The 21,195-nt window shown below is 41.4% G+C and carries 13 protein-coding genes; 1 reads left to right on the plus strand and 12 read right to left on the minus strand.

The features are described 5' to 3' along the window. Positions 1-9 precede the first annotated feature (9 nt). The 9 genes from QUD05_RS28280 to ppsA all read right to left on the minus strand — a co-directional run bounded on the left by QUD05_RS28280 (position 10) and on the right by ppsA (position 15,801). Positions 10-777, minus strand: a complete 768-nt coding sequence (locus QUD05_RS28280; protein ID WP_289798969.1) for a peptidylprolyl isomerase — start codon at positions 775-777, stop codon at positions 10-12. Between the two features lie 125 nt (positions 778-902). Further along, positions 903-2,426 carry a beta-barrel domain-containing protein gene (locus QUD05_RS28285; protein WP_289798970.1) on the minus strand — a complete coding sequence of 508 codons (1,524 nt, stop codon included), beginning with the start codon at positions 2,424-2,426 and terminating at the stop codon, positions 903-905. Positions 2,427-2,579: 153 nt separating this feature from the next. Further along, the gene (locus QUD05_RS28290; protein WP_289798971.1) at positions 2,580-5,300 is read right to left on the minus strand and encodes a peptidase domain-containing ABC transporter; all 2,721 of its coding nucleotides are present in this window, start codon (positions 5,298-5,300) and stop codon (positions 2,580-2,582) included. After that, positions 5,194-5,919, minus strand: coding sequence for a helix-turn-helix domain-containing protein (locus tag QUD05_RS28295; protein ID WP_289798972.1), 726 nt, complete (start codon positions 5,917-5,919; stop codon positions 5,194-5,196). The genes QUD05_RS28290 and QUD05_RS28295 overlap by 107 nt, the downstream gene beginning before the upstream one ends. Before the next feature lie 1,140 nt (positions 5,920-7,059). Continuing rightward, on the minus strand, positions 7,060-8,223 hold the full coding sequence (locus QUD05_RS28300) for a hybrid sensor histidine kinase/response regulator (protein WP_289798973.1): 1,164 nt from the start codon (positions 8,221-8,223) through the stop codon (positions 7,060-7,062). 213 nt (positions 8,224-8,436) lie between these two features. Beyond that, positions 8,437-8,883, minus strand: a complete 447-nt coding sequence (locus QUD05_RS28305; RefSeq protein WP_289798974.1) for a response regulator — start codon at positions 8,881-8,883, stop codon at positions 8,437-8,439. Continuing rightward, the gene (locus tag QUD05_RS28310; RefSeq protein WP_289798975.1) at positions 8,828-11,134 is read right to left on the minus strand and encodes a sensor histidine kinase; all 2,307 of its coding nucleotides are present in this window, start codon (positions 11,132-11,134) and stop codon (positions 8,828-8,830) included. The genes QUD05_RS28305 and QUD05_RS28310 overlap by 56 nt, the downstream gene beginning before the upstream one ends. A 323-nt stretch (positions 11,135-11,457) precedes the next feature. Next, complete coding sequence (locus tag QUD05_RS28315) at positions 11,458-13,035, minus strand: dolichyl-phosphate-mannose--protein mannosyltransferase (protein ID WP_289798976.1); 1,578 nt, start codon at positions 13,033-13,035, stop codon at positions 11,458-11,460. A 285-nt stretch (positions 13,036-13,320) separates the two neighbouring features. Further along, positions 13,321-15,801 carry a phosphoenolpyruvate synthase gene (gene ppsA / locus QUD05_RS28320; RefSeq protein ID WP_289798977.1) on the minus strand — a complete coding sequence of 827 codons (2,481 nt, stop codon included), beginning with the start codon at positions 15,799-15,801 and terminating at the stop codon, positions 13,321-13,323. A 196-nt stretch (positions 15,802-15,997) separates the two neighbouring features. Here ppsA and QUD05_RS28325 point away from each other — a divergent pair, with 196 nt between their 5' ends. Then, positions 15,998-16,402 (plus strand): hypothetical protein, encoded by a 405-nt coding sequence (locus QUD05_RS28325; RefSeq protein ID WP_289798978.1) that lies wholly within the window; start codon positions 15,998-16,000, stop codon positions 16,400-16,402. A 511-nt stretch (positions 16,403-16,913) separates the two neighbouring features. On the opposite strand, the gene QUD05_RS28330 is transcribed toward QUD05_RS28325, so the two are convergent. The 3 genes from QUD05_RS28330 to QUD05_RS28340 form a co-directional block, all read right to left on the minus strand. Then, positions 16,914-18,146: an aspartate aminotransferase gene (locus tag QUD05_RS28330; protein ID WP_289798979.1), complete on the minus strand. Its 1,233-nt coding sequence runs from the start codon at positions 18,144-18,146 to the stop codon at positions 16,914-16,916. After that, complete coding sequence (locus QUD05_RS28335) at positions 18,143-19,333, minus strand: iron-containing alcohol dehydrogenase family protein (protein ID WP_289798980.1); 1,191 nt, start codon at positions 19,331-19,333, stop codon at positions 18,143-18,145. Before QUD05_RS28335 ends, QUD05_RS28330 begins: the two co-directional genes overlap by 4 nt. A gap of 702 nt (positions 19,334-20,035) precedes the next feature. Further along, the gene (locus QUD05_RS28340; protein WP_289798981.1) at positions 20,036-20,557 is read right to left on the minus strand and encodes a Ycf51 family protein; all 522 of its coding nucleotides are present in this window, start codon (positions 20,555-20,557) and stop codon (positions 20,036-20,038) included. Positions 20,558-21,195: the final 638 nt, after the last annotated feature.

Genomic DNA, 21,195 nt, shown 5'->3' on the forward strand with positions numbered 1-21,195 from the left:
GACTTAAGGTTAGGCTTCGGAATTAGAGCTTAAAAAATCAGAGTCTAACAGCTTAACAAAATCAACTTTAGCGATTTGTTTCTTTAGCCATTCAGAAAACAAATTTGAAGCAATTTTTTGGTATAGCTCATTATCTAATTCCGGTTGAATAATCTCCTCCACCAAAATCAGATGTACTCCCGAAGATGTCACTATAGGTTTGAGAAGTTGGGGGGGCTTAGCAGCAAAGACAGCAGCGGAGATTTCCGGCTTCAAATCCTGACGATACACTATCCCCCGGTATCCACCTTTGCGACGTAATTCTCTATCCTGGATGTATTTGTGAGCAACATCATAAAAACTTATTTCACCTTCTTTGATTGCATAAAAGAGTTCTATCGCCAAATCTTCATCATCCAAAAAAACCTCATACATGACCACGCCAGCATAATCTAGCTGGTGCTCCAAGAAATAGGGTTCAACTTTATTTGCAAACAGATGAGCGGCTAACTTATTAGAAATGACTGTGCTATAGACAATTTCTTCATAATCATCTATGGAAAGACTATGTTTTTCCAACCACGCCCAGGTTTCATCAGCACTATTGAGTTTGTTCATTAACCGGATTTGGTCTGCTGCTATCTGAAGCTCCTCTGTCTCTACTTTGAGACTCGCCTCAAATGCGGCGTTTTCTACAACCTTGCGGGCAATAATCGCCTCAACAAACTCAGGAATTTTGCAACATAGTTTGACTTGAGAAACAATATCTTCGTTGGTAATAGTGATAGTTTGTAGCATGATGTTATTCCTAAGTAGATAGACGGCATTAAATGTTTTTATCTGAAGTGCAGCTTTGTGTTCTTCTTCTTTACTTGTAAAAAGGTTAGGTGGTTAGGTTTAGGAATACATAATATGAGATCGCTCTATAACTTTAAACCGCCCTGCTGCAACTGCTTAAATGGATCGAGCAGAAAATCAATAATCCGACGCTGGCGCACAATTACCTCAGCCGTCGCCGTATCCCCAGGATGCAAGGTAATACACTTATTAGCCGAAACAAGACAATTTTGTTTTAGGGCAATTTGTAAGTCATAAGCTGCTACTTTCCCATTAGGTGTATCCACCTCTATGGTAGTAGGAGAAATTTCTAACAATTCTCCTTCGATCACGCCATAATCTTGAAATGGATAAGCATCAAACTTTAACTTTACTGGCAACCCTTTTCGCAAAAAACCACTCTCTGTTGTCGCCATTTGCGCTCGAACCATTAAAGGCGAAGCTTGAGGCGCAATCTCTGCTACCATTGTTCCTGACTGCACCACAGACCCAGCCCGTTGTATCGGTAGCTGAAATACTCTACCATTGACGGTGGCTCTTAACTCTCGTTGTCCTAACTGGAATTTTAACGAGACAATCTGACTTCTATTTTGAGCAATTTCTGCCTGAAGCGTAGTAATTTCTGTTTGTAAATTCTTCTGTTGTTCGTCAATTTTTAGCAGGGCCAACTGACCAGAACGAGTCAAAGTTTGATAACTTCTTTCCTGTTCTTTAATTCGCAATTGTGCCTGTTCAATATCTGCATTGGCTTGGCGAATAGTCCGCTCATAACTACTTTGTTGTTCTACCAAACGTAGTTTAGCCTGCTGAATATCTGACTTATTTTGTTCGTATAACTGTTGCCTGTCTTTAGCTATATCTTGCTTCTGAACAACATTAGTTTCTGAAACAACCCCTGACTGCCAAAGACTGCGATAGCGTTCAACTTCTCGCTCGCCACTCGCCAAACTACTGCTGACTAACTTACTAGCAGTTTGACTATGCTCAAGAGTTTGCCGTGCCTGATTGACTTGAGCCAATTTTTCGTCTTTTTGTAAATCATAGGAATTCTTAAGAGCATTCAGATTCTGTTGCGCTTGATCGATTTGAGTCTGCTTTTCTAACTGTTGAGATTGGTTTTGTTGCTGTTGAGTTGTCAAAGATACAACTAACTGACTTTTTGATGATTTTAACTGAGAAAGTCGATTTAATTGTCCCTCTAGCTTCTCCTGTGCCTGTCGCAATTCTGCCTTAACTAATTCTGATTCCAACACCAATAAAGTCTGCCCAGTTCTAACATAATCACCTTCCTTTACCCGAATTTCGGCAACAGTACCTGCGACAGCAGAATCCAGCCTAACTGTCTTTCCCTTTGGCTCAAGTCGCCCTCTTGCCGTACCCGTTTCATCCACCTTAGATAGCATCGCCCAGGGTAAAATGATCGATACAAACACCACTAAAAAATATAGCAACCCTCTTGTCCAAACTTGGGGTAAGCTATCAAGTAAATCCTTGGTCACGTAAGCCCAATCATCAGTTGATCTAGCTGGTGTTTGCTCCGTTAAAACTTCCTCGCGCTGTTCTACCTCATAAATTTTAGTTTCAAGCTTTCCATTTAATGTGTTTGGCATGATTTTTCCTGATATCAATTTTGGATTTTGGGAGTGGGGACATTGGAGATCCCTCCAACCCCCTTTAAAAAGGGGGGCTTTTTCTGATCTTTACCCCTTTTTTAAGGGGGTCGCTGCGGGGGAATCAAGTCCTATCCGAACTGTCCTCTTCTTTCATCCCGCAACATCTAGCTGCTGATGATTGAGATAAAAATAATGTCCCCGCTTCGCCATCAACTCTTGGTGAGTCCCACTCTCAATCAACACGCCGCGATCCAGCACCAAAATCAAATCTGCATTCCGCACAGTTGAGAGGCGATGGGCGATTATTAAGGTGGTTCTCCCCTGAAGAATTGTGTTTAAATTCGTCTGAATAATCCTTTCTGACTCTGCATCCAGATGGGAAGTCGCTTCATCCAAAATCAACAGCTTGGGATTGCCTAACAACGCCTTAGCGATCGCAATTCTTTGTCGCTGTCCTCCAGACAACAGTCCCCCTCCTTCACCAATCTGGGTTTCATAACCCATAGGTAACTTTTTGATAAACTCATCAGCGCCCGCCAACCGCGCCGCCTCAATAATCTCTGCTAAAGTAGCTCCAGGATGCGCCAAGCTAATATTTTCCCGAATCGTTCCACCAAACAAAAAGGTATCTTGGTCAACTACCCCAACCTGTTCGCGTAGAGAACGCAATGAAAGACTGGTAATATCGTGACCATCAATCAACACTTTGCCATCTGTGGGGGGATATAACCCCAAAACCAGCTTAGAAATCGTGGTTTTCCCTGAACCACTCCGTCCCACCAGGGCAACCATTTGCCCACTGTGGACTTCAAAACTGAGATTTTCTAAAACATTGATATCGCTTTCAGGGTGATAGCGAAACGTCACGTTGTCAAAGCGAATGTTACCTTGAATCGGTGGTAAAGATTGCCGCATCTGATACTGCAAATCCTCTTCTGGTTCGGCATCCAAGACATCATTAATGCGTTCTACTGCAATCACCACTTCTTGCAATTGATTCCACAAAACTATTAATCGTTGGAAGGGCGTAATAATATTGACCAGTAACATATTAAATGCTACCAATTGCCCAATGGTTAGCTGGTTGTGAATCACTTGGTACGCCCCAAACCATAGCAAGATAGTTGTTACTACTGCTTCAATTGTGTTGCTGAATATTTGCAGGCGATTGCTGATAATTTGCCCAGAAAAGTTAGTTTTTATTTCCTTACTTAATAACTCTTCCCAATGCCAACGCACCGTCTGTTCCACCGCTGTGGATTTAACTGTTCGTATACCAGAAAGGGCTTCAATCAGATAGCTACTTTCCTGGGCAACAGCATTAAAGATTTCTCTAGAAATCTTTTGTAAAAAAGGTGTGGCAATCAATGCCAGCAGGACAAAAGGCGGTACAATCACCAACACCAGCAACGCCATTTTCCAGCTGTACCAAAACATCAATCCTAAATAGATAAAGACAGTGAGTAAATCTAGCAGGATGGATAACGCCTCACCGGAGAGGAAGCGTTGAATTTTGCGGTTTTCCTGTACACGAGAGATAATATCCCCCACATAACGAGACTCAAAGTAACTCAAGGGTAGCCGCAGGGTATGGCGAATAAATCCCACAATTAATGCTAAATCGAGCTTATTCGCCGTGTGGTCTAACAGATATTGCCGCAACCCTGTCATCGCCACACGGAATAAACTAAAAATTAGTAACCCTAACCCCACCGCTGTTAAGGTGAGTTCAGAACGTTGCACCACCACTCGGTCTAAAATTAACTGTGTGAATAGGGGGGTAACAAGTCCAAATATCTGAATAAATAAAGAAGCAACAAACACTTCCAGAATTACCAAAGAGTGAGGCTTCATCAACTCAAAGAATTGCCAAAAGGGGGTAGAAGTCTCTTTGGTGTCCTTGAGCATGGCTGTTGGTTGCAACAGCAATGTGTAACCAGTCCAGTTGGCTTTAAATACGGCGTGGCTGAGGGTGCGTTGCCCAATGGCGGGGTCGGCTACAATGACGTGTTTGGGGGTAATTTGGTAGACAACAATGTAATGCTTGCCTTCCCAATGGGCGATCGCAGGCAATTTTTGCTTTGCCAATTGGTCAAGACTCGCCTTCACAGGTCGCGTGGAAAACCCAATACTTTCCGCCGCCGCCGATAACCCCCGCAGCGACGAACCATTGCGGTCAACATTGGCCATATCCCGCAGGCGATTTACACTAAAGTTTTTTCCCCAATAGCGAGATACCATTACTAAACAAGCTGCACCGCAATCCGATCCACTCTGTTGAGCAAAATACGGATAGCGCCGAATCACACGCTGTAATAAATGCCCCACTCGCTGTGTGGAGTTGGGAAAATAGGCTTTGCTGATCTTTTTCTCGTGTGGCTTTACTGCTGGCGTTGAAAATATATGTGTTTCATGTGAGTCCGATGGCAGTATTGGGGGGTTATCTGAGTCCATCTGTTGGGGATTACGAGATAGCGCCTTAGCCCACAAATGCTCCCGAATTTGGGGATATTTAGCCATCAATGGCCACAACACTTCACCCGAAACAAAGCACAGTTGCAAATTTACTGAAGCCCTGGCAGCGTAAGGTTTAAAGTCACCCTCCTTAAACAAGGTAAATTCTCCAAATGAGTCACCTGCCTCTAAAGTGGCGATTAACTCATCGGCGTTATCTAGCAACCTGACCTTACCAGCGATCGCAATATAAATTCCTGGTTGAGCATCAGTTCCTTGCCAGAATTTGCCGACTTTTGGGTTGATAAATTTACCTTGTTGAAGACAATGTTGATATTCCTCTGTCGAAAGAGAATAACCCAGAGTATTGTTGAAATCTTGCAGAGTTACTAATTGAGCAGATATATCTTGCGCCATGAATATTTACATCTTTTCCTAATTTTGCAAAGTTAATAGGTAAAAATTCGGAATTATCAGGAATAACTGCCGATTTCAGGTCACTAATCAAAATTTTGGAACCTTGGATCTGTTCAGTGCTGCTTTGTTCAGAATTGCTGGGTTTTGGTAGCGTGGATAACCCCATCTGTTTGAGCAGTCGGTTAATATGGCGATCGCTTACCTCAATACCAAATTCTTTTGCCAGATGTTTCCCCAGCCAGTTTGTTGTCCACCGTCGAAAAACATAGCCATGATCGCGGGGACTACTACTAACCAGTTCTTTCAAACGTTCTAAATACTGGTCATTTATTGCTTTAGGGCGACCGATAGGACAATCTTGCCATAGGTGCGCCATCCCAGTCCGGGCTATGTGTATCCAATATCTTGCTGTTGCTGGACAACACCCCAAAATTTGACAAATTTCCGTTTGAGTTTTTCCCTCATCTGCCAACAACATGATTTCAATGCGCTGTCGGTAAGATTCAGGTAAAGTTTTTTCCAAATTTTCTAACAGTAATTTTCGCTGAAATGATGTTAAATATTTACTGTTCGTTAAAATTGTATCCTTGCTTCCAATTCTCATTTGGTAGTCGTACATACACATACAATTCACTAGTTTTTTAGATATACGAATGCCTGATGTTTAATCATGATCTAGCACTTATTTCTACTCTACGTAGAAATAAGTAGAAATATGCAAAAGCTAATTTTTCCTTACATAGCGGTTCTCAGTTGAGTGAGGTACAAGAACTCCACCCCTCCCCGCAAGCGAGGAGGGGACTATGGTGTACCTCATCTGATTAGGAAACGCTGTAGCTGTAATAACTATCATGTTTTGTTTTTCATTCAATACAAGGACTTGAATGTTAACAAGTGATATTTTTTTACAGCCAGGTTTCGTGTATTGCTTTTGTAGATATAGATTAGATTACAATTCCTAATTTATAAATTACGGAAATACTCGCTAAATTTTAATAAAATTTTTGTAAAGATAATTTTTTGCAACGAGAGGAAAAATAGTCATCACAAAATCTCTGTTATTAAGGATGAAAATTACTTTTAAAGCAGTTTTTAAGTGAATATACAACGCGTAATGGCACTAGATTTTACAAGTATTCATTTTTACTTTAAAATTACAATGTAGATATAGATTAACTACAAATCAACTTTGTAAATTCTGAAGAACGAGCAATTAAGTTTTTTATACCTGCATTTGTCACAATTTCTGTAATGGCTATGCCCACCGCACGCATCGCATTTACCACAACCTTTGCCCAGACTACATTTCGGTTTGGATGCGTAAAAGTTTTGAACCAACATGAAACGCCTAAATTTAGGTTTTGTAAGGCTTTAAGAATAAGAGTGATAAATCGGCGTTACAATGCTTACTCAAAAACTATATTTTATGTAAAGTTATATAAAATCACTATTTTATATGTCTTCAATAACTTTCATGAGAGAATAATTAGGAAATTTATCGTAACTCTTTGCTGAAGTATGTTTGAGGCAAGAGAAGCAGCCGAAATTATAAAATTTATTGAAAATTACTATGAATGGTATAAAAAAGAGATTAGGACTTGAGAAGTGTTGATACCAATAGTTTATGAAGTTCAACTTCATAAACCAGAAACAATATAATTCTATCCACAGATAGAAGCGCTAACTTCTGCTAATATGCAATCAATATTTTTTAACTTCCGTCTTAAACGAACTTATTTATTTGTTCTCAAATGGCAAATTAAATTCCGATCAAAGGGAGAGTGACAGTAAATGTAGTACCGACTCCAACCTGACTATTAACTACAATTTCTCCCCCGTGTGCATCGACACATTTTTTGGCGATCGCTAGCCCCAAGCCAGTACCAGGTATATTTCCCACGTTGTCCGCACGTCGGAAAGGCTGAAACAGTCGTTTTTGATTTTCTTGAGGAATGCCAATTCCCCAATCTTGAACTCGGAAAATTACCGCTTTTTCCTGACCAATTAGTTCAAAGCGCACCATGCCGCCCGGTAGTGAATACTTAATAGCATTGCTAAGTAAATTGCCCAAAATGTGCCGCAGTAAGCTTTCATCCCATAAAGCGTCATCTAATTGCCCAAAACTGGCGAACACCAAAGTCAGTTGCTTATCATTTGCAATCAATCGAACTTCATCGACCATTTGGCGGCAAAAAGCTTCTAAATCTAAGCAGATGACTTCAAAACCGAGTCTACCAGAATCAGCTTTACCGATGAATGTAACTTCATCCAATAGCTTTGCCATGTTTTTAATTGCCGAGCGAATCATTTTCAAATGATTCTGTTTTTTCTCTTTGGTTAATCTTTCATCCTGATTTTGTAGCAATCCAGCAGCCAAGAGAATAGTATTTAGCGGATTGCGGATGTCATGGGAGAGCATTGAGACAAATTCAGATTTGAACTGGTTGAGTTCATTAGCTTTCACCAGTTCCGCAGTTCGTTCTTCAACCCTAGTTTGTAACGTTTCATTGACTGTGCGTAATGATTCTAAAACTTGCTTGCGCTCGATCGCATAACGCAAAGAACGAACCAACACATCTACATTTACCTGGCGCTTGACTAGATAATCTTGTGCCCCCTGCCGCACTGCCTCAATTGCCAGTTCTTCGTCATTTGTATTGGTTAGGACAACAATCGGTATACTTGGCGCTCGATCGATCAGAGGAGGTAGAGATGACAATCCTTGACTGTCAGGTAGAGTTAAATCTAATAAAATAACGTCATAATTACATTGATTTAGTTCCTGAAGTGCTTCCCCCAATCGCATCACATGAACCAGAGTAAACTCTTGGGACTGGGCTTGTTTCAGAAACTCTTGTAACAACCTAGCAGAAGCCAGGTTATCCTCAATTAACAAGATTTTTACTGAGTAGCTTACAACCATAATCTTCAGGTTTCACCCCCTATTGCTGCTCTATCTTGTCATTACTCATTACTCATTACTCATTACTCATTACTCATTACTCATTACTCATTACTCATTACTCATTACTCATTACTCATTACTCATTACTCATTACTCATTACTCATTACTCATTACTCATTACTCATTACTCATTACTCCCCTTGTCCCCCCCTGCCTTCTTGCTCCCTGCCTCACTCCGATGGTAGCGTCACAGTACCTAGCCAAAAATCTTCAATACTCTTGACGATTTGAAATAATTGGTTGAGGTTGCGGGATTTAGTGATATAACAATTCACGTGCAAATTGTAGCTGTGAAAAATGTCATCCTCATTTTTAGAGGTTGTTAACACAACAACTGGAATGCGTTTTAGTGCTGGGTCGGCTTTTATTTCCGCCAGCACTTCTCTACCGTCTTTTTTAGGTAAGTTCAAATCCAACAGAATGAGGTCAGGGCGTAGTGCATCAGCATATTCACCTTCTTGGCGTAAATAAGCCATAGCATCTATACCATCCCTGACCGTTACCACTTGGTAGGGCACTGAACTATTTTTCAACGCTTCTTGGATTAAGCGAATGTCAGCTTTATTGTCCTCGACCAAAAAGATGGTTTTGTGTTTTTCTCCCGTTTCTACGCTCAAGTTCGCGTCCTCCAACTGGAATCGTAAAGTAGAAGGTTGCCCCTTCACCCAGTTCTGACTCTACCCAGATCCGCCCCCGGTGACATTCGACAATCTTCTTACAGATGGCTAAACCCATACCTGTACCAGTATATTCATCCCGCGTATGTAAACGCTGAAAGATTACGAAAATGCGATCGCTAAATTTCGGATCAATACCAATACCATTATCCCGAACTGAGAACAGCCATGCATCTTCTATCCTTTCTGCTCCCAGATGGATTTGTGGTGGCTGGTCACTGTGGAACTTAATGGCGTTACCGATAAGGTTTTGGAATAGCTGCATCAGTTGGGTGCTGTCAGCCATAACTACGGGTAAGGGGTCGTGGGTGATAGTAGCCCCAGTTTCATTAATGCGTTGACGCAAATTGCCCAGCGCTCGATTTAAGGCTTTCTCTACATCGTTCATTTGAAATGCGATCGCTTGCATATCGACTTTCGAGTATGCCAGCACATCATCAATCAACGTCTGCATCAGGCTAACTCCCTGCACAGCGTAACTAATAAACTCCTGAGCATCTTCGTCAAGTTCTTCGCTATAGCGCATCTCTAACAGTTGCACGTAATTCACAACTTGATTGAGTGGTTCTTGCAAATCATGAGAGGCGACGTAGGCAAACTTTTTCAATTCGGCGTTAGAACGTTCTAAATCCTGCGCTAACTGGGCTAGTTCATCGGCTTGACGCAGCACAATATTAACAATTGCTTTCCGCAATTCTAATGCTGCTTTAACTTCTACATCTTTCCAAGGTAAAGATGTTAAGCGAACCGTTTCTTTCCACAGTTCAAATGATTTGCGCGGACACAGACGAACGTTTCCTTCTGACTGGTTAACTTCAAATGCCTTATTAGGATCGCCACCCCAATTTACAGTTTGAATTACTTCCGGTCTAAACCACAAAACATAATTTCGCTTGGCGATGGGAATAGCTAATAAACCACTGGCGACATTTTTAAAACTTTCGGCATCTGGATAAATCTGTGGCAAAGAATCTGTAGAGAAAACTTCTTCTTCAACATTATTCTTGAGCCATTGGACTAAAAAATTCAGGTCTTCTTCTCTAGGGGTTTCACCAACTACCGTGCAATTTCCGCCAAAACAAACGGCTGCACCTTGAGCGCTGGCTAAATCTAAAAGATGCTGCGGGTTTTTGACTAAACCATCAATAAAGTTTTCTTCTTGAGACATGTATTCAATCAAGATTGATTGAAGGTGTGTCAGATTTATCCGGTGATAGTAGTCTTCTGTCTCTTCTCTAGCTGAGATTTCTGCAAATATCACTCGCCCCAAAAATTCACAAGCTTTACGCAATTCGTAGGAAACATGTTTAGGAGATTGATGATGACAAGCAATTAATCCCCAAAGTTTTTGGTCTTTAATTAAAGAGATCGTTAGTGAAGCACCAACACCCATATTATGCAAGTACTCTGTATGACAGGGAGCCGCACTTCTGAGAATAGAGTTGGTTAAATTAATCGGGCGATCGCTAATTGGATTATTGACAGGAAACAGCTTGACTGGCTGGGAATAAGCATCCGGGATAATTCTGATCGAATTAGCAGCAAATAATTTTCTTGCTGGTTTGGGAATATCTGACTCTGGGTAATGCAGCCCTAAGTATGGTTCTAGGCTTTCTAGTTTTTCTTCAGCGACAACGGAACCATGCCCATCATCATCGAATTTATATAACATTACCCTGTCAAATTCCGTTATTTTCCGAACTTCTTGAACGATAACTTGACAAAAGTCGCGAAGATTTGCTGTTTTTTCTAGTTGATTTATGGAAGCTCTAGCTAGATGATAAAAGCTTAAAAATGGGATATTTTCTTGAGTAAGAGCAGGTTCTAACTCCAGAATTAAAAACCCTTCTGTATTACGGTGAAATACTGCATCCAATACTATATATTCATCACCTTTTTTTCGCACCCAAACTTTGGTGGGATTAATAAAATCAAGATTTTCCCCGGATAGCCCTATTTTAATTCTCTCTATCTGAAAGGGATCGAGTAAATCTTCTAGTTTTTTGTTTAACATATTTTCGGGAGAAACTCCGAAAATCTTTAATGTATTGGTGCTAACTTGTAATATTTTTAGCTCAGGCTCGTCCAAAACTAACAGGACACCATGAGGCTGAATTTGGCTAGAAATATGAATCGGTGCCTCTTTCAAGCTAATTAAATTAATACCTGGGAATTGTAAATTCATTTCCATGACGATCCTCCTGTGTTATCCGGGAGCATCAAAACTAGAGTATCTATAATAATGCGGAATGATGAATGTAAATAATTTTATAATTTTCCATTCATCATTTTTACTTAGTATCTAATTTCCCATGCCCTGGTGTTGCGTTTTGCAGCCTTAGTTCGATCTGCTTGTGCTTTGAAAAGTCTAGCAGTGACTAAAGTTACATAGCGATAAGAAATGTGAAAACCATGTGATTGAACAATTCTATATATGTGTAGCTATGTTAAGTTTAGAAATAAGTTAGGAGTTAGGAGTTTGAAGTTATTCTTTAAATGCTCCATGCCTTTCAATCAAATCCAAGAATTGAACCACATTCGCAGCTTGTAACTGTTAGGAGAAAGGGGTAAACCCAAATAAATGGGCATCCAGAAAATAAAAGCAGCCAGAATGATAAAAGTAATGGTGACACCTAGCGCTCGGAGTTGTTGATAATAACTGCAAAGACACCGATCGACAAACCAAGCGATCGCTAAAAATACAAACACCACTGCACACATATAGTGGTAGATAAAAACACACCTTGTAACTTTCACCCAAGGTAATAAGTTAGCAGCATAATTTATGACTAAATACAAAGCAATCCAAGTATCAACACTAAGAGTTGCAGGCGTAGAAAAACGCTTTTCTTTCACCCAAGGAATTACCGCTTGTGACACCAGCATTCCTACTAAAAACAACATGGCAGCGACACCAAACCACCACAAAAATGGATTGCCCATTGCATGAACATCATAGATAACTTGTCCAGCACCAGCAGGTAAAGGCGGCCCCATCACAGGTAGCGGTTCAGTGATACTTTTAGCCGTTTGATAATAATATGCCATTGGTCGAGTCATCAACGGCCATTTGTACCAGGCAGCACAATAAGGATGCACGTTAGGACTATTGCCACCTAGATGTAAATGAAACTTCAAAATTTGCTGATGTACTGCAATAAATCCATAAGTTTTATCTAGTTGAAGGTGAGGAATCCAGATGATGCTGTAAACAAAAGCTGGGATAATTCCTAGATAAAACAGTATCTGAAAAATATTTAGCTGAGTTAAATTTTGTAGTGGTGTCTGAGATGAGGAGTATGAAGGTAATGAGGGAGAATAAGTACTAACTCCTGCCTCTTGACTCCTGCCTTCTGCCTCCTGACTCCTACTCTTGCCTCCTGCCTCCTGCCTCCTGCCTCCTGCCTCCTGCTCTAATGAAGGGGATCTAAAAAAGAGTTTGGAGTTAGGAAAAGAATGTATTAAATGAATTACCCAAGCTGCTATCCAAATGAGATAAGCACCTGATAGGAACCATAAACCATTCCACTTAGTACCGACTGACGCACCAAAACCAATGCCAGCAAAAATTAACCAAAAAGAACGTCGCCGATGTTGGTTATCTAATGCCAATAATAAAAACCAGTGCCCTAACAAACCAAAAATGACGATATAAATATTACTTAAAGCATACCGAGACTCAACTAAAAAGATACCATCACAAGCTGTGAATAATCCTGCAAGTATTGCAAAGGTACGACGATAACTTAACTGATAAGCGATCGCAGCCACAACTACAGGAATAAATGAGCCGATGAGGGCATTGAACCAACGATAAGTCCAAGGCGATCGCAATGAACCTGTCAGCCCATTCACGGTATCGTGCCAAAAAGGAATGTGACTGCCAATCCAAATGCCGATGCCAATCATATATTGACTTAGCGGCGGATGAGCATTAAAAAATGGCGTATGCGTAAGATAATTATTACCAAATTTGGCAAAGTAAACTTCATCAAAGACCAGAGTGTTGAATCGCTCCAGTCCCCAAAACCGTAAGGCAAGTGAGAGAATAAATACACTCACCATCCCAATTCGGAACCATTTTTTATTCATTAGTCATTTGTCATTGGTCATTTGTCATTTGTCATTAGGCCCCCTTGTCTCCCTTGTCTCCCTCACCCCCCTCTACTCTTCAGGTACATTTGGAACAGGATAAGCTCGCCACAAGTGCCAGCCTACCTCATAATCTTGAGTGGGTAAACCATCTTTTGCGGGCAATTGTTTAAGAAAGATAGTTTCCACAATTGTTGTAGTTTCCTTTTCGACAATTGCCCAAGATCCATTACCATTGTTGCGTCGGTGCGACCGCTTGATTTAACACAACAAAACCCACTGCAATCAAGACTCAGCACTCTCGACTTTTGCCACTTCTAGCATCGTCTTTAAAACCGAATCTGGATTTAGACTAATCGAGTCAATTCCCTGTTCCACCAAAAACTGGGCAAATTCTGGATAGTCGCTGGGTGCTTGCCCACAAATGCCGATTTTGCGATCGCATTTTTTCGCTGTTTCTATGACCATTTGTACCATTCGCTTAACAGCTGGACTGCGTTCATCAAATAATCGCGCTACTAAGGCCGAATCCCTGTCTATCCCTAGTGTCAATTGAGTTAAATCATTAGAACCAATGGAGAAGCCATCAAATACCTCAGCAAATTCCTCAGCCAGAATCACATTACTGGGCAACTCACACATCACATAAACCTGCAAGCCGTTAACACCTTGCTTTAAACCATTTTTTGCCATCTCTGCTAAAACCAAACGCCCCTCGTCAGGGGTGCGACAAAAGGGAATCATGGGGATGACATTTGTTAAACCCATTTCTTCCCGTACCCGTTTGAGGGCATGACATTCTAAGGCAAAAGCTTCTCTGTAGCCTTCATCATAGTAACGCGCCGCCCCTCGCCAACCTAACATTGGGTTTTCTTCATGGGGTTCAAACTGTCGTCCACCTAATAAATTGGCATATTCATTACTTTTGAAATCTGAGGTTCGGACTATCACTGATTTTGGATAAAAAGCTGCGGCAATTCTACCGATGCCTTGAGCTAATTTATCTACAAAATATTGGGGTTTATCGTCGTAAAGTGACGTAATATCAGCAATTTTAGCTTTGGCAAATTCATCTTTTAACGAGTCATAGTGAATCAAGGCCATTGGATGAATTTGAATTTGGTTAGCAATGATAAATTCTGTCCGCGCTAAACCTACGCCATCGTTGGGAATTGCCGATAAACTCAATGCTTCTTGGGGATTACCCACATTCATTAAAATTTTAGTGCGGGTGCGGGGTAAGTTTTCTAAAGGGACTTCTTTAACTTCAAAAGGTAATAAGCCTGGATAAACTTTTCCTTCTTCCCCTTCAGCACAAGAAATTGTTACCTCTTGACCGGGTTTCAAGATGTCTGTAGCATTGCCGCATCCCACGATCGCAGGTACACCCAATTCTCGCGCAATAATTGCTGCATGACACGTGCGGCCTCCAGAATTGGTGACAATTGCACTGGCGCGTTTCATAATTGGTTCCCAATCGGGATCGGTTCTCTCTGTCACTAAAACTTCCCCAGCTTGGAACTGTTCTAGTTTCTGAACATCCAGAATTAGGCGTACTTTTCCCTGACTAATTGCTTCTCCAATTGCACTTCCCGTAACCAGGGGAATTAAGGATTGGAAAGATTTTTCCCCATTCCCGATTCCCGATTCCCTATTCCCTAATAACAAACGATAACTCCGCAACACATTTCCCGTCTTCTGTGACTGGACGGTTTCGGGGCGCGCTTGCACAATAAAAAGTTGGTTAGTAATCCCATCTTTTGCCCACTCAATATCCATTGGAGTAAAAATGCCGTGGACTTGGGAATAATGGTCTTCAATTAAACATGCCCAACTTGCTAGTTGTAAAATCTCTTCATCACTCAGAGCGAATTTACCTCTTTCGCTGGGTGAAACCGAAACATTTTTCGTAAATTTTGAGCCGTCATCATAAATCATTTTCAGTTCTTTGCTACCCAATTTTTTATCGATAATTGGGCGAAAACCAGCTTTTAAAGTTGGTTTAAAAACATAATATTCATCGGGATTTACAGACCCCTGGACAACATTTTCACCTAAACCGTAGGCGGCTGTAATTAGTGCCGCATCCTTAAAGCCTGTTTCTGTATCAATGGAGAACATCACCCCAGAGGTTGCTAAGTCAGAGCGCACCATTTTTTGCACGCCCACAGCCAGAGCAATGCTAAAGTGGTCAAATCCTTTGGCGTGGCGATAAGAAATAGCGCGATCGGTAAATAGAGACGCAAAGCATTTATGACAAGCTGCTAAAACTCCTTCGACACCGACAACGTTGAGGTAAGTTTCCTGCTGTCCAGCAAAACTAGCATCGGGAAGGTCTTCAGCAGTGGCACTGGAACGGACTGCCACATCTGTGTCTGCATGGTATTGTTCGCAGAGACTATGGTATGCTGTGGCGATCGCCTCGCGCAATTCTACAGGAAATGGTGTGTGGATTAATAGCGATCGCGCTTTTTTGCCACGTTCTCGTAAATTTTTGACATCTTCAACATTCAAGTCAGCAAAGAGTTTGCGTAGCTTTGCTTCTAACCCCGCTGATTGAATGAAATGACGATAAGCATAAGCAGTAGTGGCGAATCCTGTGGGAACGTTAATGCCTTTGGGTGTTAGCTGTTGAATCATTTCCCCTAGTGAGGCATTTTTACCACCAACTACTGGGATATCAGCAATCCCAATTTCATCAAACCACAAGATGAGCGATCGCTCTTGGGCAGATAGAGACAAAGTGCTTTTAGATACTGTAGTCATAAATATTACCTTTTTAGTTTATACTCAACTTGTCAGTGCATAACTGCTACTATATTTATTTTTCCCATATTCAACTTGAGATTTTTGGTTCTGTCGCGTAGTTTGATATTTGGCGATGAAATCCAAAAATATAAGCAATAAAAATTAACAATTATTCAGTTTAATAACTCGCTCAAAATACCGGATGTAATAAATTATGGCGCAACTAGAACGACTCCTGAAAATGGCAGAAGATGAACTAACTGAATACAGCACTGATGCCCGTAAAATAGAAAAACTACGCCGTAAAATAGGTTTAACAGTATCCGTAACAGAACAGCAGCAAGTGAAAGAGGCATTACTTGCTACGATGAAATCTAATATAATTACCCAAGTTGTAGAAGAACAAAGACAAGCAGTAGCCTTACCATTTTGGGGAATTGCGGGATTGGGTTTGTTACTAGGAATTTCTTTAAATCAACCCATAGGCTTGTTAGCATCTGTAGTTGGAACTGTATTAGCTTATAGAGTTCAGAAATGGGGTTGGAAATTGCAGGCAAATCGTTTATTGTTACAAACATTAGAAGATATTGAAACGCGTATTGCCCAACCCACTAAGTAACAAGAAAGATGTATTTTACAGATAAATTATCTACAAGTTTTTGTATTTTATAATACTCAGTGCGTAATTAATCACTTAATTTACATCTCGTAAGCACTTAACAATTCCTTTGGGATCACCATAGCAAAAAAAATAGATATTGGATTTAAGATTAGGTATTTATTAAGAAAGACAGGAAGCAGAAGGCAGTCTTCCGTAGACTCGAACTGCCCTCCATCTTCATTCAATATCCTGGTTTGCGGGCAAAGCAGATATTACACATCTTGCAAAGTTATTTTTGCTTTCTGGTTGGGGAAAGATTAAAGGGGAAGGGAAAATTCCATACCTTTATCCCTTCCCCCACTTCTGCAAGAAGTCTATTGAATATAGCTACGGGTTGTCTCAACCTGGAAGTCCACGTTAGAGAGTTCACTTGCAATAGCTGTCGCTTCGTATAATCGTATTTTTTACACGATCTCAAAGATCATCAGCAAAAATTTTAGTCATCTAATATTGGTTGTCTTTTCTCTAATCAACTAACCAGATCGGCGATCGCTTCTGAAGCAGGGACTACAGCTTCAGGTTGATAGCGGATGCCAGCTTGCTTGAAGCGGTTTAAAGCTTCACCCAAGCGATCGCAGTCTGCAATCAAACTGATCCTGACATAACCCTCACCTGCAACCCCAAAGGCATTACCTGGAGTCACCACAACGCCTGTTTGTTGCAACACGTTCAGGGCAAAATCTGTGGAACCAACGCCAACGGGACACTTCACCCAAAGATACATCGTCGCCTTGGTTTTGGGGATATCCCAACCCAACTCTCCTAACCCATTAATGAGGAAATCGCGGCGGGTACGGTAGCGTTGTTGTACCTCGTGCAAATACACATCTGGCAGTTGCAAAGCTGTTTCGGCTGCTGTTTGCAATGCTGCAAAAATGCCGTAATCCAAGTTAGTTTTCAGCGTCCGCAAACCTTGAATTACATGGCGGTTCCCCACGACAAACCCGACGCGCCAACCAGCCATATTGTAGGTTTTAGATAAGGTGTGAAACTCCACACCAATATCTTTCGCGCCAGGAATTTCTAACAAGCTAGTAGGTTGATAACCATCAAAAGCTAACTCGGCGTAACACAAATCATGCACCAGCAAAATTTCATATTTGCGGGCGAAGGCGACGATTTCTTCAAAAAATTCGCGGGGGGCGGTGGCGGCGGTGGGATTGCTGGGATAGTTGAAATAGAGAATTTTCGCCTGTCTTGCAACTTCATCAGGAATGGCAGCTAAATCAATTAACCAGTCATTTTCAGGTTTAAGAATCATACTATGGATTTTTCCACCAGCGATCGCCGAGCCACGGAAATGTGCCGGATAAGCTGGGGAAGGAACCAGAACTAAATCACCAGGGTTAACGTAGGCGAGTGCTAAATGGGTTAATCCTTCTTTAGAACCCAGCAATGGCAAGGCTTCGCTATCAGGATCGAGAACCACATCATAACGGCGACGATACCAGTTGGTGATAGCGCGGCGGAAACTAGCTGTGCCCTCGAAAGGTGGATAACCGTGATTGCTAGGATCTTTCAAGGCTGCGATCGCCGCTTCTACTACTGGTGCTGGCGTTGCACCATCGGGGTTTCCCATACCCAAGTCAATTAAATCTAACCCTTGTTCCCGTGCTTTAGCTTTCAGTTCATCTAAACGGGCAAATACATAAGGTGGTAGTTTTTGTATGCGTTCTGCTGGGACAATCCAATTTAAACTCATAAAACCTCGTCACTCATTCCCTTGGGCGAAACTCGATTTGTAGTATCTCTACTATCTATAGGTGCAGTGGTAGAAACCATTGCTGCCATCAACTGTTCTGGCGCGACTTTAAACGGTAGTCGATGGATGTCAGAATTAGGAACTAGAGCCATTTCGGCGGCTGTTTGCAACTCGCCTAATGTAATATTGCCCAATCCCAAATCACTTAATTTCTGGGGTAGTCCAATTTCTGTGTAGAACTTTAACAACTGTTGCCGTGCTGATGCTGCTAGTTGATTGCCTTGTAGCATTTCTTCTAAACGCAGTTGCACCAAAATTCCAAAAGCAACTTTTTCGCCATGAATACTGCCATGTCCTGAAATATGAGTTAAACCGTTATGCACGGCATGGGCGGCAACTGTGCGACACTGCGCCCCTCCAAGTCCCCCAACTACCCCAGCTAATAAAACAGTAGCATCTACCACTTCTCGCCAAACCTCACTACCTGGTTCTTCCAGGGCGGCGGCTGACTTTTGTAACAAGATATCTCGCAAAACTCGTGCTTGTTGCACCGCAGCAATAATTAAAGTGTCTTGCAGGTGTCCACTGCTAACTGAGGCTTCGTACCATTTAGCGATCGCATCACCAATTCCAGCTACTAAGGTACGTTGTGGTGCAGTTTTAACCAAGTCATAATCGAGTATCAATAAATCGGGACAACGAGATAGCCCCACATCGTAGAGAAAAGCCCCATCTTCCGAATAAACATTCGATAAGGCACTCCAAGCTGCACAAGTAGCCCCGGATGTCGGAATTGTCACCACTGGTAAATGTAACTGCTGCGCGACTAATTTCGCTGTATCTAGGGCTTTGCCACCACCAACACCGATAATCACATCAGCTTTATGTTCTTTTGCCTTCTTCTGTAAAGATTTCAGACTAGCTTCGCAGCAATCTGCACCATAAGAAGCTTGGACACTATGTAACTGCTGCGCTTCTAAAATTGGTTGTAAATTTTGTTGGCTGATAGCGAGAGTAGACTTACCTGCCACAATTAAGGGACGACTTCCCAAACAGGCAATCTCTGCGGCGGCTGTTTGCAACACCCCAGAACCACGGATTACTTTTGCGGGGGAAACTGTGAGCGTAAAGAATGAGTTAGAGGTTTGAGTAGACAAAGAAGGTTGAGTAGAAAAATTATTGGGCATATAATCTCGTTTATCAAAACCTTGATATTTCTTAATCAAATAGACTGGCGTTCAAGGATACTTGTTGCCAAGCNTGGTTTTTGGATAGCTCCAACCTGACACCCAGATCATCTGGATTTGAGCCAAGCAANNNAATAGACAAGTGNATGTTGCCGACTGATTGAGTAGTTTGACGACATTGCTTGAATCTATAAAACCCATTGGACTGAAATTCCGAACTATCAAAGTTTTGAATAACCGTATAATTAATTAACATTACCATTGTCAGATTCTCAAGAAAAGCAATCGATAATTGATAATGTATAGGCGATCGTGCTATTTCATGCATTCCTTAGCTACAGACTATATATGTAAAGGTATGCAAAGATATCCCCCTACAACCCCTTGATTTGCTGTAAAGAATTTTAAAAACGGCAACAGGGGCAATTAGGACAACAACTGACAAATCACAACTGTCAGTAACCATTACCCCCACGCTGATTAACCTTTTCCCACAGTATAACCACTAAAGTGTAAATATCTTAATCTAAATATAATCATTAATGTATCAGTAAATACAAAATAAATTTTGTCATCCTGATAACAGGTAAATTATTTTTATTCTCTGGGCATTGGGTACAAGAGACAGAGGTGCAAAGGAGCAGAGGGGAAAGACCTACTGCTACTTCTCCTCTGCTCCCCTGCTTCCTTGCTCCCTGCCTCTTAAGCAGTAGGTTTTGGCAATTTGGCGAAATTCTCTGTGTAAATTTTGACTGTTACCGGGGAATTTTGATGAGAAATGAGCGATCGCTTGACCTCACCCAAGTAAACTGGGACAGAAATCCCTGTTTCCGGGTGGATAATGGTACGGGCGCGAACTGTCAAATTTCCGTCTTCCAGTGTACCTGAGCGACCATAAGAAAAGAGATTGCTAGCTGCTTGACGTAAAGTTGCTTCTAATTGTGTGGGTGTAATTTGGGGTGATGTGGCAATCACCGCTTGTGTTGAGCCATTATCATAAACTAGAGTGTACCGGGCTGCTCCAGGAATCACAGTCCGACTCAAGGGGACTATTGAGAGTCCAAATAAACCAGCAGTCACCACCAGCATAAAGCCAGTCGTACCCACCAACCGAAAGCGGATGCCCCATTTGAGAATAAAAGCCAAAAATGTCAAGGCAGCAAATACCAAGGTAGCTATACCTGACCATTGGGTGTACTGAAGAAAGTTAGCTGTTGTGAGCATAAGGTTGGTTATGGAGGCGTCTTTTTTTCGTTACCGACACACCCATTTTACCGAGAGCTTACACCATAAGGGTTATCGTAGTCTTTAATGCCAATCAGAATATTAAAGGGTTTCGTTCTTCAACCCAACCTACGCCTAGATTTATAAAAACTAATTACAACACAGGTTTCTAATTTTTATCTCATGAGAGTCATAAAACAGCGATAATTGCTGTTCAATCAGCATCTTTATTCCATTGAGAGCGCATCTTAATTTTAGCCGCTGCGTCGTCAAGTCGGCAAAAAACCACATTTTCTTTGGCAGCAATTGCAGCGAGAATCAGGAGATGGAACAAGTCNNNAACTAGTGATATAGGCAAAATAAAAGTTTTATAAAATTTTGTTATAACCAANTTTTTAATAATATAAATNNNNTTGATTTTTATAACAATATCTAATTGAATATTNNNGTTNNNTCTAAANNNTTTTGTTGTTAAATTAAGTTCTGATATATAACCGATCAATCCTGTTTTTGAATCGTGTTTAACTACAATGAAAATAATATATATACAAAAGGGCATCTACAAGAGATGCCCGTCATGCAGGAAAACCCCAAAAGGGATGTCCCTACACCTTCCCAACAATCAGCAACAGTGACTA

It is taken from the genome of Nostoc sp. GT001 (assembly GCF_030382115.1).
Taxonomy (GTDB): domain Bacteria; phylum Cyanobacteriota; class Cyanobacteriia; order Cyanobacteriales; family Nostocaceae; genus Nostoc.

What these genes read in the sequence shown, in the direction of transcription:
- QUD05_RS28280 (WP_289798969.1), bottom strand. Translation starts at nt 777, where the DNA reads ATGCTACAAACTATCACTATTACCAACGAAGATATTGTTTCTCAAGTC.
- QUD05_RS28285 (WP_289798970.1), bottom strand. Translation starts at nt 2,426, where the DNA reads ATGCCAAACACATTAAATGGAAAGCTTGAAACTAAAATTTATGAGGTA.
- QUD05_RS28290 (WP_289798971.1), bottom strand. Translation starts at nt 5,300, where the DNA reads ATGGCGCAAGATATATCTGCTCAATTAGTAACTCTGCAAGATTTCAAC.
- QUD05_RS28295 (WP_289798972.1), bottom strand. Translation starts at nt 5,919, where the DNA reads ATGTACGACTACCAAATGAGAATTGGAAGCAAGGATACAATTTTAACG.
- QUD05_RS28300 (WP_289798973.1), bottom strand. Translation starts at nt 8,223, where the DNA reads ATGGTTGTAAGCTACTCAGTAAAAATCTTGTTAATTGAGGATAACCTG.
- QUD05_RS28310 (WP_289798975.1), bottom strand. Translation starts at nt 11,134, where the DNA reads ATGGAAATGAATTTACAATTCCCAGGTATTAATTTAATTAGCTTGAAA.
- QUD05_RS28315 (WP_289798976.1), bottom strand. Translation starts at nt 13,035, where the DNA reads ATGAATAAAAAATGGTTCCGAATTGGGATGGTGAGTGTATTTATTCTC.
- ppsA (WP_289798977.1), bottom strand. Translation starts at nt 15,801, where the DNA reads ATGACTACAGTATCTAAAAGCACTTTGTCTCTATCTGCCCAAGAGCGA.
- QUD05_RS28325 (WP_289798978.1), top strand. Translation starts at nt 15,998, where the DNA reads ATGGCGCAACTAGAACGACTCCTGAAAATGGCAGAAGATGAACTAACT.
- QUD05_RS28330 (WP_289798979.1), bottom strand. Translation starts at nt 18,146, where the DNA reads ATGAGTTTAAATTGGATTGTCCCAGCAGAACGCATACAAAAACTACCA.
- QUD05_RS28335 (WP_289798980.1), bottom strand. Translation starts at nt 19,333, where the DNA reads ATGCCCAATAATTTTTCTACTCAACCTTCTTTGTCTACTCAAACCTCT.
- QUD05_RS28340 (WP_289798981.1), bottom strand. Translation starts at nt 20,557, where the DNA reads ATGCTCACAACAGCTAACTTTCTTCAGTACACCCAATGGTCAGGTATA.